General features: G+C 71.5%; 8 protein-coding genes. 1 reads left to right on the top strand and 7 read right to left on the bottom strand.

Translation table 11 applies throughout. From position 1 onward, the window contains the following. Positions 1 to 43: 43 nt before the first annotated feature. The 7 genes from trxA to UWG_RS0105200 all read right to left on the bottom strand — a co-directional run bounded on the left by trxA (position 44) and on the right by UWG_RS0105200 (position 10,289). Positions 44 to 373, bottom strand: a complete 330-nt coding sequence (trxA, locus tag UWG_RS0105230) for a thioredoxin (RefSeq protein WP_016906149.1) — start codon at positions 371 to 373, stop codon at positions 44 to 46. Positions 374 to 453: 80 nt separating this feature from the next. Then, complete coding sequence (trxB, locus tag UWG_RS0105225; RefSeq protein WP_016906148.1) at positions 454 to 1,455, bottom strand: thioredoxin-disulfide reductase; 1,002 nt, start codon at positions 1,453 to 1,455, stop codon at positions 454 to 456. 109 nt (positions 1,456 to 1,564) lie between these two features. Beyond that, the gene (locus UWG_RS0105220) at positions 1,565 to 2,593 is read right to left on the bottom strand and encodes an anti-sigma factor family protein (protein ID WP_016906147.1); all 1,029 of its coding nucleotides are present in this window, start codon (positions 2,591 to 2,593) and stop codon (positions 1,565 to 1,567) included. Beyond that, the gene (gene sigM, locus UWG_RS0105215) at positions 2,590 to 3,327 is read right to left on the bottom strand and encodes an RNA polymerase sigma factor SigM (protein ID WP_078495589.1); all 738 of its coding nucleotides are present in this window, start codon (positions 3,325 to 3,327) and stop codon (positions 2,590 to 2,592) included. Before sigM ends, UWG_RS0105220 begins: the two co-directional genes overlap by 4 nt. Positions 3,328 to 3,386: 59 nt before the next feature. Further along, positions 3,387 to 5,336: a hypothetical protein gene (locus tag UWG_RS0105210; protein ID WP_016906145.1), complete on the bottom strand. Its 1,950-nt coding sequence runs from the start codon at positions 5,334 to 5,336 to the stop codon at positions 3,387 to 3,389. Positions 5,337 to 5,565: 229 nt separating this feature from the next. Further along, positions 5,566 to 7,779 carry a murein biosynthesis integral membrane protein MurJ gene (murJ, locus tag UWG_RS0105205; RefSeq protein WP_016906144.1) on the bottom strand — a complete coding sequence of 738 codons (2,214 nt, stop codon included), beginning with the start codon at positions 7,777 to 7,779 and terminating at the stop codon, positions 5,566 to 5,568. Between the two features lie 53 nt (positions 7,780 to 7,832). After that, on the bottom strand, positions 7,833 to 10,289 hold the full coding sequence (locus UWG_RS0105200; protein WP_016906143.1) for a DUF6049 family protein: 2,457 nt from the start codon (positions 10,287 to 10,289) through the stop codon (positions 7,833 to 7,835). Positions 10,290 to 10,597: 308 nt separating this feature from the next. Between UWG_RS0105200 and UWG_RS0105195 the strand changes: the two genes are divergently transcribed. After that, positions 10,598 to 12,064, top strand: a complete 1,467-nt coding sequence (locus UWG_RS0105195; RefSeq protein WP_050988509.1) for a CCA tRNA nucleotidyltransferase — start codon at positions 10,598 to 10,600, stop codon at positions 12,062 to 12,064. Positions 12,065 to 12,084 lie beyond the last annotated feature (20 nt).

Here is a 12,084-nt window from a genome sequence, read left to right as displayed (position 1 = left end):
CGTTTCACGTGAAACGCAGCCACCGCCCTTCGGGACGCGAAGATCAGCCGATGAACTCGGCGAGCTCCTTCTCCAGCGCGGCCTTCGGCTTGGCACCGACGATGGTCTTGGCGACCTCGCCGCCCTGGTAGACGTTCATCGTCGGGATCGACATGATGCCGTACTTGGCTGCGACGCCCGGGTTCTCGTCGATGTTGAGCTTGACGATCTTGAGCTTGTCGACGTTCTCCTCCGCGATCGCCTCCAGAGACGGAGCGATCTGACGGCACGGACCGCACCAGGCGGCCCAGAAGTCGACGAGCACGGGCTTGTCGCTGTTGAGGACGACCTCGTCGAAGTCGGCGTCGGTTGCGGTCACGGTGGCACCGGCCATGGCAGTTCTCCTCTGTGTGCGGTGACGTGGTGTGGGCGTCGGCGGCGCGGGCCGCCGTGGACAGCTGGGCTCGTCCGCCGTCAGACGGCTGCTGCCTGCTTGTCCTCGTCCTCGGTGGAGGCGGTGTGGGTGGAAGCGGAGGAGGTGTCGGCGAGCGAGGCGAGGTACCGCTCGGCGTCGAGGGCGGCGGAGCATCCGGTGCCCGCCGCGGTGATCGCCTGGCGGTACGTGTGGTCGACGACGTCGCCCGCGGCGAAGACGCCGGGGACGTTGGTGCGGGTCGAGGGGGCGTCGACCGTGATGTAGCCCTCGTCGTCGAGCGTGAGGACGTCCTTGAAGAGCTCGACGCGCGGATCGTGGCCGATGGCGACGAAGAGCCCTGTCGCGGCGAGCTCGGAGGTCTCACCTGTCTTCGTGTTGCGCAGCGTCAGCCCCGAGAGCTTGCCCTCCGCCTGCTGGATCTTGGCGACCTCGCTGTCCCACGCGAAGTTGATCTTCGGGTCGGCGAAGGCGCGCTCCTGCATCGCCTTGGAGGCGCGGAGGCTGTCGCGGCGGTGGACGATCGTCACCGAGCTGGCGAAGCGCGAGAGGAAGGTGGCCTCCTCCATGGCGGTGTCCCCACCGCCGATCACGGCGATGTGCTGCTCGCGGAAGAAGAAGCCGTCGCAGGTCGCGCAGTACGAGACGCCGCGGCCGGAGAGCTCGTCCTCCATGGGCAGGCCGAGCTTGCGGTGCTGGGACCCGGTGGCGACGATCACGGTCCTGGCGCGGTGCACGGTGCCCCTGGAGTCGGTGACCGTCTTGATCTCGCCGCTGAGGTCGACGGCCGAGGCGTCGTCCGCGACGAGTTCGGCGCCGAACCTCTCTGCCTGGGCCCGCATGTTCTCCATGAGCTCCGGGCCGATGATGCCTTCCTGGAACCCCGGGTAGTTCTCCACCTCGGTGGTGTTCATCAGCGCACCACCCGCGGTGACGGAGCCTTCGAAGACCAACGGCTCCAGCGAGGCACGGGCCGAGTAGAGCGCCGCCGTGTAGCCTGCGGGGCCCGAGCCGATGATGATCACGTTGCGGACGTCGCTCACGGGAGTCTTCCTTGTCTGCCGACTACTAACCGAGGATCACGAGGATGCCACCCCGTCCAACGGATACTACGGGGCGGGCATTCCCGTCCTCAGCCCCGACGGCCCGGCGTCACTTCGTGGAGAACGTCCTCTTGACCACGACCCGCCCCGTGGTCGGCGGGTCCTCGCTGAGGCAGGAGTCGTCTATCAGGTAGGCGTCGACGGTCCTCCCGCCTCCGGGGTGCGGCAGCACCACGAGGTAACCGGAGGTGCCGCCGTACGCGGCGTCGCGGTCCACGGCGAGCGGCGTCTCCGGGCGCTCGAGCGAGCGGCGCACGCACGACGGTACGTATGCGTCGGAACCCTCTCCGCCCCCCTTCTCGCGGAGGAGGTTGTCGCCGGGGCTCTCCTTGGTGGAGAACTTCGGGGACTCGGGCGAGGGCTGCTCCTCCCGCGCGGCGAGGAGGCCCTGCACGCGGGCGTGGAGGGCGCGGTCCTCGGCTGTGTTGTGCGGAGAGTCGGCCTCCAGCACGGTCTGCTCCGGCTCGGAGTCGGAGAAGAGGCTCTGCGCGCCGAGCGAGCCGACGCCGAGCGCCGCCACCGCGCCGACCGCGCCGAGGAGTAGCCGCCGACGCCGGTTCGCCGGACGAGCCCCGCGGCGGCGAGTGCGTCCGGCACCCGTGGAAGCCGAGGTGTGGCCGTCGGGACGGTTGTCCGCGGGCCGGGTTTCACGTGAAACCCGTGCGGAGGTCTGCGCGACAGCCCTGGGGGACGCGGACGGAGCCGGCTGCGAGTCCGTTTCACGTGAAACCCACGCCTCCGCACGCGCGTTGTGCGCGGACTCCGGGGAGGGAGTGGAGTCGAGGAGCAGCTCGGCAGCGAGGGCGGCGTCGATCCGCCCCGCGACGTCGGCCGGCATCCGTGGCGGTCCGGGGAGGGTGCCGAGAGCGGCGCGGATCTCTGCGAGCGAGTCGGCCGTCTCCCGGCAAGGGGCGCACCGCGCCAGGTGGCGCTTCACCTCGCCGCAGCGATCCACCGGGAGGAGGTTCTCCGCGAGGGCAGAGATCTCTTCGACCTCCGGGTGCTCCTTGCCCTCGCGCTCCGTCGACGAGGGCGGAAGGTCCGAGGGATTCTCCGGGGGGAAAGGAGTGGACGTCACGTCTGCCCCCCTCCTTTCACCGCCGCCGAGTCGCTGCTGTCTTCCGAGGACTCCCTCGAAGGTGGGACGGATGTCCCCCGAGTCCGGTTCCTTCCCCGGTCGTGGTCGGGAGTATCCCCCTCCGGCCCGTTCGGCCGCAGGTACGAGACGAGGGGCAGCAGGCGGGCTCTTCCGCGAGCGCAGCGGCTCTTCACCGTGCCGACCGCGACGTCGAGTATCTCCGCCGCCTCGGCGACGGGGTACCCCTGCATGTCGACGAGGACGAGCGCCGCCCGCTGCTCGGCGGGGAGTTCGGCGAGCGCCTCGACGAGTTGCCTGTGGAGGTCCTGCCGTTCGGCCGGAGCGGCTGCCGACTCCTCCGGCTCCAGAAGCTGCTCGAGGTGGGCCGTGTCGTCGGTGAGCGTGGCGCGGCGGGAGGCCGCCTTGCGTGCGCGGTCGAGGCAGGCATTGACGGTGATCCGGTGCAGCCACGTCGTGACGGCGGAGCGCCCGCGGAAGGTGTGGGCACCGCGGTACGCGGATATCAGCGCGTCCTGCACGGCGTCGGCCGCCTCCTCACGGTCGCCGAGAGTGCGTACCGCGACGGCCCAGAGCCGGTCCCGGTGGCGGCGCACCAGCTCGCCGAACGCCTCGTGCTCGCCCTCGACATGGCGGGCCAGGAGTTCACGGTCGTCCGCGAGCGCGAGTGGCGCGGGCTCGGCCGACCGTGCAGGCTGCTCCGGTCCCTCGTGCACGGCCTGCGCCTCCCCTCCCCGGATCTCCACCTGTTCAGGGCCGCCCGTCGGCCGCCGACTCAGCTGAGGACCCGTACCTCCGCGACCCGACCACGGTAGTTGCCGTCCTCCGAGAGCGGGAGCTTCGTGAGCCAGAGCAGGACGTACTGCGTCCGCACGGGCTTCTTCGCCTTGAGTTTCAGCTTCTCGCCCGTGCCGCCGGAGACCTTCTCGAAGCCGCCGAGGCTGGTGGGCATCCCCGTCGCGCTGCGGGGGGCCGCATGGATCTCGGCCCGGGTGGTGCCGAGGAAGTCCACCTGGACCTCGCTCACCTGCTGGAGCTTGCCCAGGTCGAGGATGAGGCCGACGCCCGACTTGAGGTTGCCGAAGTTGGGCTGGCCGTAGTACTTGCTCGTGGGCCAGTAGGTGGTGGGGTCGTCGTCGACGGCGTCGTCGACGTCCTCCGGGTTCTCCTGGCCGTCGGCGCTCTCGGGGTCGAAGTCCTCGACTCCGGCGACCTTGATCGGTTCGCCCGTCGGGTCCGCCTCCTTCGTCGGGGCGGGGGCCGGCTTCTCGTTGGTGGTGTCGCCCTTCAGCAGCGCGTCCGCGACCTGCCAACTCCCCAGCCCGAGCGCCGCGATGAGCAGCGCGGAGACGCCCCACTTCAGCGCCTTCCCCGTACGCCCCGGCAGCGCGGGCGGAGCCGGCGGCTCGGTCCCGGTGGGCGGGACGCCGGGGGGTACGGCGCTGCTCTGGCGGCGTGCGTAAGCGGCGGGCGGCTGGTAGGCGGGCTCGGGCGGTCTGATGCGCGGAAGCTCGGCGACCGCCTTGGCGAGCTCGTCCGGGGTGGCGCAGGGCTGGTCCTGGCGGGAGGGTGTCGCCCCGTCGTTGACGAGGGCGCGCATCGCAAGCGCCGAGAGGCCGCGGTGTACGCCCGCGCGCACCTGGTCGGGCGCGATCAGCGTGCCCCCGGCGAGGCCGCCCACGCCGGAGAGGCCGTACGCGTCCTCGTCGTACGGCCACCGCTGCGTGAGGGCGGCGTAGAGCAGGGCGCCGACGGCCTCCGTGTCGGTGCGCGACGGTTCCTCGCTGGTGACGCCGCGGAGCGCGGCGTTCACCGCGAGGCCGCGGATGCGGTACTGGCCGACTCCGGTGCGCAGCACGCAGGACGGGCTGAGCCGCAGGTGCGCGAGACCCTCGCGGTGCGCGGCCGCCATCCCCTGCGAGAGCTGGCTGATGAGCTGGTACGCCTCGTGCGGCTCCAAGGGCGCCGTCAACAGCAGGTCGTTGAGGGGAACGGCGTCGACGAGCCACTCGTGGACGACGTAGACGAGCTCGCCCTCCTCGACCGCGTCCAGCACCTGCACGAACCGCGGATCGCCGAGGAGCGCGGCGGAGCGGGCGGCCGCGAGGACCTTGCGGGCGCGGGGATGCGCGGCGGGCAGGACGTGGACGCCGACGGCGCGGCGCAGCTTCTCGTCCACGGCACGCCAACTGCTGAAGCCGTCGAGCCGGGTGACGCACTCCTCCAGGCGGTACCTGCGGGCGAGCTTGTGGCCGCTGTGCAACTCGGGAGCGACTGTCTCCTCTTCGGCACCGGGCGGCTCGGGCTCCGAGGCGGCGTCCTCCGGGGCTTCGGCTCGGCCGGACGCGGCCGGCTGCACGTCGGCTTCGGTATCGAGGGAAGCGGAGGGCTCTCCCCCGGTCGGCTGCGCACTTCCTATGGACGCGTCCTCTGCCACCGCTTCGGGAGGGCTCTCCACCTGCTTGTCGGAGGGAGAGTCACCCTCCCCGGGGGTGTCGGGGTACTCGGCGGCTTCGGGAGCGTCCTTCGGCTCCGCTGCGTCGGAGCTTTCCGCACGCGTGGCCGAGTCCTCTGCTCCGCCTTCTTCGGCCTCAGGCGCGGTGTCCTGCGGGCCGTCCCCGTGCGTCGCGCCGTCGTTCGTAGCATCCGTCCGGTCGGAGAGCGTCTTGCCCTCGGACTCGCCGCTGTCTGCCACGCCGACGGCAGCCGTGCTCCGTTCCGCCACCGTCGTTCCTGCCTCCCCAGTCGTTGCAGCCGAGTGGGGCCGGTACTCGAATCGGCCCACAGCAATTGTGCCTACGGTCCACCGCTATGCACGACACACAGCCGCCGGTGAAGGTTGTATCGCCGCCCGCCCGCGGCTCTGGCCTGCAACGGCGCGGAGGTCGGCGGGATCGCGGGCGTACGGCCAGGTGTGCCATCCGGTGCCGTTCTCTCCGTGTGCCGGCATCGGGTCACCTGCCGAGGCGGCTGCGGACCATGCCGAGCAGCGTCGTCATCTCGGCGATCCGCATTCGCTTCGCGGCGAGTACGAAGACGGCGAGAAGGGCGACCCCGCCGAGGAGCAGCGAGACGATCGAGCCGAACGTCCCGCTGCCGAGCGCCTGGGTGAGCACGTAGACGACTCCGCCGGCCACGAGCGTCGCCGGGATGCTGGCGCCGGCGAGCCGTACGTAGGTGCGCACGACGTTGCGCCCGTCGAGGTTGCCGCCTAGCTTCCGGCGCAGCCGTTGCCACGCCACGACGACGCCGATGATGTACGCGAGTCCGTAGGACGCGGCCATGCCGACGACCGCCCAGCGGGCCGGGAGGAGGAGGAAGCAGAGCGCGGAGGCCGCCGCGTTGACCGCTGCGACGATCACGGTGTTGTAGAAGGGCGTCCGGGTGTCCTCGTAGGCGTAGAAGGCGCGGAGGACCACGTACTGCACGGAGAACGGGATCAGGCCGACGCCGAACGCCATCAGCATGTAGCCGATGTTCTGGGCCGACGCGGTCCCGGCGGACCCGTAGATCAGGGTGCACATCGGGATGCCGAGCGCGACGAACCCGAAGGCGATCGGGACGATGGCGACCGCCGAGTTCCGCAGGCCCTGCGAGATGTCGTCGCGGACGGCGCCGCTGTCGCCGTCGCTCGCGGAGCGCGAGAGGCGGGGGAGGAGCGCGGCCATCACGGAGACGGTGATGATCGCCTGCGGCATGTTCCAGATGAGCTGCGCGTTCGAGTACGCGGAGAAGCCGACGCCCGCATGGCCGTCGCGCTCGGCGGATGCCTGGGCCCAGGTGGAGAGTTGGCTGACGACGAGGACGCCGGCCTGGTTGGCGAGGACGAAGAAGATCGTCCACTTGGCGAGCTTCGCCGCCTTGCCGAGGCCGTGGCCGCGCCAGTCGAACCGTGGGCGGAGGCGGAAGCCGGTGGCCCGCAGGTACGGGATCATCGCGAGCGCCTGGACGACGAGACCGAGGAGCGTCCCGACGCCGAGCAGCCTGACGGCTTCGGGCGGGATGTCGGAGACCGTCATCTCCGAGGAGGCCGCGGGGCCGTAGACCGCGAGGAACATCGCCAGCGTCGAGATGATGACGACGTTGTTGAGGACCGGCGTCCACATCATCGCGCCGAAGCGGCCGCGGGCGTTGAGGATCTGCCCTATCACCACGTGGATGCCCATGAAGAAGATCGTGGGCAGGCAGTACTGGATGAAGCTGACGGCGACCCCGTTGGCCTCCGGGTTGTTGGCGATCGACCCGGACATCAGGGGGACGAGCAGCGGTGCCGCGAGGAGTGCCGCTCCGGTCAGTCCGCCGAGGACGCAGGCGACGAGTGTCAGCAGCCGGTTGGCGTACGCCTCGCCCCCGTCGTCGTCCCGCTTCATCGCCCGGACGAGCTGGGGGACGAAGACCGAGTTGAGGCCGCCGCCGACGGTGAGCGTGTAGAGCATCGTCGGGATGGTGATGGCGAGTTGGTAGGAGTCGCCGAGCATCGCGACGCCGAGCGCGATGACCGTCATCGCGTTCCGGACGAAGCCGGTGAGCCGCGAGACCATCGTGCCCGCGGCCATGATGGCGCTCGACTTCAGCAGGCCGCCGCCGGACTTCGCCGGTGTGCCCACGGCGGCGGTCTCGTCCGGCCCGCCGGGCTCGGCGACGGGTTCGGGGGCCGCGGTGCCGGGCTCCGGGAGGCCCTCGGCCGGGCTCGCGGCGGTCGGTCCCGGTGGCGTCTGCGGCGCGGGGGGCGCCGGGGGGCCGTAGCCGGGCAGGGGCGGCTGTGCCGGCGGGGGGCCGCCGGTGCTGCCGTCCTGGCCCTGGTCGCGGAAGAGGTGGGCGAAGGCGTCCTGTTGGGGGCGCGGTGTCGTCCCGTCGGTCGGGCGCCCGAGGTCGACGGTGGGTCGGCCGCCCGGCGCCTCGGGCGTCCCCCGGTGGGTGGGGCGGCCGAAGTCGAGGGTGGAGGTGGGGTCGGCGGCGTGCGGCTGCTCGTCGGCCGGCGGGCCCCAGGCGCGCGGGTCCGCGGGAGGCGCGAAGGGCGTGTCCGGTTCCAACCTGCGCTCGTCGTAGGGGGGTTCCGGAGCGGGCGGCGGTTCCGCCTGCGGGGGCCCGGGCACCCGGGAGTTCTGCGACTGCTCGGAGTCGTCTCCGGGAGTCCGGTCCCGGTCGCCGCCGTACGGCGCGTTCATCGCTGGCTACCCCTGCCCCTGCTGTGCATGCCCCTGGTGCTCACGCGGCTGACTCAACGGTCCACTCTCTCACCCGCGGACGGGGGGTCGTCGTCATCCCGTCCGGTGTCGGTCGCGCCCCGACCGGTGTCCTCGGTCCCCGTAGCTCTCCCACGTTCCGTACCGTCCTGCGGTTCCTCACCGGCCTCGGCGCTCGTGTCCTCGGCGTCGGTCGTCGCGTCGGGCTGCGGCTCGTCGTCCGAGGAAGACTCTCCTCCGTTCGCGTTCGTGTCCAGCGGGGCATCCGGGTCGGGCGCGGGGCCGCGGCGCTTGCGCTGGGTGTACATCCGGACGCCGGCGAGGACCATGAGCAGCACGCCGCCTGCGATCACCAGGAGGACGGTCGACGTGATCGAGGTGACGTGCACCTGGAAGACCATCGGCTTGCCGTAGGGCTTGCCGTCCTTGGTGTAGAGCTGCGCCTCGACGTAGGACCGCCCGTTCGCCTTGGCCGAAGTGGAGAACTTCACCGACTGGCTGTGCCCGCCGTCCACCTGCACCGGCTGCCGCTCACCCACGTCGAGGCCGATCCGGCGGCTCGGCTTCAGCTCGAGCTCCAGGCCGTCGACCCGCTGCAGCAGGTTGTTCTGGACGGTGACGGGAACGGTGGCGCTGCGGCCGGAGAGCGTGACGTCGGACTTCTCGATCAGCCGGACCTCGCCCGTGAGGCTCTCCAGGTACTCCTGGACGCCGTCCCTGAACTCGGCGGCGTGCCCCGGACGCCCCCGCCAGGAGACGGAGACGGCGCGGTCTATGGCGTTGCCGAACGGCGTCACGACGCGGTCGGAGCGGGTGAGCACCTGCTGGAAGTCGTCGAGCTGCTTCTTGGTGTCGTACACCTGCCGGAAGGCGGAGGTGGGGAGCTCCTTCTTGCTGAGCGCCCCGGGGTACGAACCGGCTCCGGGCAAGCGGGTGCCGGCGTTCGGGTCCGGCTTGGACTCGGCGGCCTCGGAGAGGCTCTGCCCCTCCGTCCACGTGCCGTCGCTCTCCAGCGCGCTGAGCGCCGAAGCCATCGCCTGCGCCTGCGAGGCGGTCGGCATGCGCTGCGGTACGACGACGATGCTGCGGTTCTTCGTCGGCACCTGGCGGGAGACCGAGAGGCTGTGCGCGAGGAAGCGCTGGACCGCTTCGGTGGTCGCGGACGCCTCGGTGAGGTCGCCCTCGAACGCCTTCGACAGGCCGGCGTCCGAGACGACCGCGGTGTTCCCGCCGCCGATGGGACGCGGTGCGGAGGCCGTGTAGTTGAGGCCGCCGTCGGGGAAGGTGTCGCTGCGCGCGAGGACGTTGTGGGCGCCGGCCGAGGTGGCGACGTCGACGATCGAGGAGTCGAGAGCGCCGTTGACGGGCCACGCGAAGTCGGTCCGCGCGGTGGTGTGCAGGACGACCCGCACCGTCTCCGCGCCGAGTTCGGTCGCCGGCTGGAGCTGGTTGAGGGCGTCGGGGACGCGGCGTCCCTGGTGGGCGAGGGAGGCGAGGTCCGGGTCGGCGAAGGGCAGCGCCACGACCTCCTCGCCCTGGACGGCGCTCTGCAGGTCGTTGAGCCACTGCTTGGCGTACGCCTGCCCGCGCCCGGCCCGGGTCTTCCCCTCCGCTTCCTGCACTCGGTAGGGCTTGGTCATCATGTCGACGGTCGCGAGCAGGTCGGGGTCGACGACCCAGGTGATGGGGAGCTCGTCGCCGAGCGAGACCATCTGCTGGAGGCGGCCGCCGGGGGCGAGCTCGTCGGCGAGGTCGTCGTTGAGGAAGACCGGGGTCTGCTCCTCGTCCGACTCGGTGCGCGCCGTCAGCTCGGACTCGGCGACGAGCGGCCAGGCGTAGGTGAGCTTCGTGGTGTCGGAGCCGGAGCGCTGCCAGGGGAGGAAGGTGCGCTCTATCCCGAGGACCTGGTCGTACGGCTGCTGCTTCGTGCGGCCCGTGAGGGAGACACCGAGCTGGTAGACGCCGTCGGACTGCAGGCCGAGCGAGTCGACAGGGACCTTCAGGGTGAAGGCGCTGCTGATGCCGGGTTTGAGGGTTCCGGTCTTCGCCGTGTGCTTGTTGATCTCCGTGCCGTCGGCGCCGGAGAGGTAGCCCTTGCGGTCGGCCGTCTGCTCGATGGCGCTGCGGGAGTCGAGTGTCGGGCCGACCCGCAGTTTCAGTTCGCCGTCTGTGATCGGTGCGTCGCCGCGGTTGGTCACGGTGCCGGTGAGGGTGAGGGTGTCGCTCTGCTTCGGAACCGAGGGCGTCAGGGTGTTCACGGAGATCCGCGCGGTCTCCGAGCCGCGCCCGGTCTCGCTCCGCGCCGAGGGGGCCGCCGCCGCTTGGGGCGTGACGCCGGCCGCGGTGCAGGCGAGAGCGAGGCCGGCGGCGAGGCATCCCGCGGCCGCCGTGCGGAGGCGGCGCCGACCGCGATGTGCCGGCTCGGTCCGGGGCGGCGTGCGCCCCGTGCCGCCGGGATCGGGGGGCACCTGCTTCTCAGCCGCGTCGGCCACGCGCTCGTCCGTCCCCTCGTGGTTGGTGGGCCTGGTCCGGGTGTCTCGTCGGTTCCGGGACCCTGATGGTAACGAGGGTCGAAGAGTGGAAGTGCCGCGGCTTCGACCGCACGGCACGGGCGTGGGCGCAGTGCCGAGTTCCTCCGGAATTCGGGCCTCGCGGTGCCCCGGGACCCGGCGGGAATCGGCCGGTGGGTACGGGGTTTCGGGGCCGGAGCGGCAACGTACCCTTTCTGGTTGTGCCGAACGCCAAGAACGACAGCCAGCAGCCGACCCGGCGGCCGACCCCCTCCGACCCGCCCCGACCGGTGACGTCCCCGTCGACGCATCCCGCAGCGGAGCAGCTCAGCTCGGCGCAGCGCCGAGCCGTCAGCGAACTGCTCCGGGTCTCCCCCGTCGCCGACGACCTCGCGCGAAGGTTCCGGGAAGCGGGGTCCAGCCTGGCGTTGGTGGGCGGTTCGGTACGGGACGCGCTGCTCGGACGGCTCGGCAACGACCTCGACTTCACGACGGACGCTCGCCCCGAGGAGGTCCTCCGCCTCGTGCGCCCGTGGGCCGACGCCGTCTGGGAGGTCGGTATCGCCTTCGGCACGGTGGGCTGCAAGAAGCGGGATCCCTCGTCGGGGCGCGAGTTCACCGTAGAAATCACGACGTACCGCTCCGAAGCGTACGACCGCACGTCCCGCAAGCCCGAGGTCTCCTACGGCGACTCGATCGAGGGCGACCTCGCCCGCCGCGACTTCACCGTCAACGCGATGGCCGTCGCCCTGCCGGAGAAGGCGTTCGTCGACCCCTACGGCGGTCTCGACGACCTCGCCCGGCGGGCGCTGCGCACGCCCGGAGCGCCGGAGGACTCCTTCTCCGACGACCCGCTGCGGATGCTGCGCGCCGCCCGCTTCGCCGCGCAGCTCGACTTCCGCGTCGCGGACGATGTGGTGGCGGCGATGACGGAGATGGCCGACCGCATCGACATCGTCTCGGCGGAGCGCGTACGGGACGAGTTCAGCAAGCTGATCCTCTCGGACCACCCGCGCAACGGCCTGCGGCTGCTGGTGGAGACGGGGCTCGCGCAGCGTGTGGTCCCCGAGATCCCGGCGCTGCGCCTGGAGAGCGACGAGCACCACCGGCACAAGGACGTCTACGAGCATTCGCTCACGGTCCTGGAGCAGGCGATCGACCTCGAAAAGGAGGGGCCGGACCTCACACTGCGCCTCGCGGCGATCCTCCACGACATCGGCAAGCCGAAGACCCGCCGCTTCGAGAAGGACGGTCGGGTCTCGTTCCACCACCACGAGGTCGTCGGCGCCAAGTTGACGAAGAAGCGGCTCACCGCGCTGAAGTACCCGGGGGAGCTGATCAAGGACGTCTCCCGCCTCGTCGAGCTCCATCTGCGCTTCCACGGCTACGGCACGGGCGAGTGGACGGACTCCGCGGTGCGGCGGTACGTCCGCGACGCGGGCCCGCTGCTCGACAGGCTCCACAAGCTGACCCGTTCCGACTGCACGACGAGGAACAAGCGGAAGGCGAACGCCCTCTCCCGCGCGTACGACAGCCTTGAGGAACGCATCGCCCGCCTCCAGGAGCAGGAGGAACTCGACGCCATCCGCCCCGCGCTCGACGGCAACGAGATCATGAGCATCCTCGGCCTGCGGCCCGGCCCCGTGGTCGGCGAGGCGTACCGCTACCTTCTGGAACTCCGGCTGGAGCAGGGCCCGATGGAGCACGACGAGGCCGTGGCCGCACTGCGGGCGTGGTGGGAGCGGCAGCAGGGATAGGTCGCGTTTCACGTGAAACA

The sequence above is a fragment of the Streptomyces xiaopingdaonensis genome (assembly GCF_000262345.1).
Lineage (GTDB): Bacteria > Actinomycetota > Actinomycetes > Streptomycetales > Streptomycetaceae > Streptomyces > Streptomyces xiaopingdaonensis.
Note: the sequence above shows the minus strand (reverse complement) of the source record. Positions and strands in the feature narration are given on the sequence as shown.

Excerpts from the sequence above, each read along its gene's own strand:
- trxA (WP_016906149.1), bottom strand. The coding sequence starts at position 373 with ATGGCCGGTGCCACCGTGACCGCAACCGACGCCGACTTCGACGAGGTC.
- murJ (WP_016906144.1), bottom strand. The coding sequence starts at position 7,779 with ATGAACGCGCCGTACGGCGGCGACCGGGACCGGACTCCCGGAGACGAC.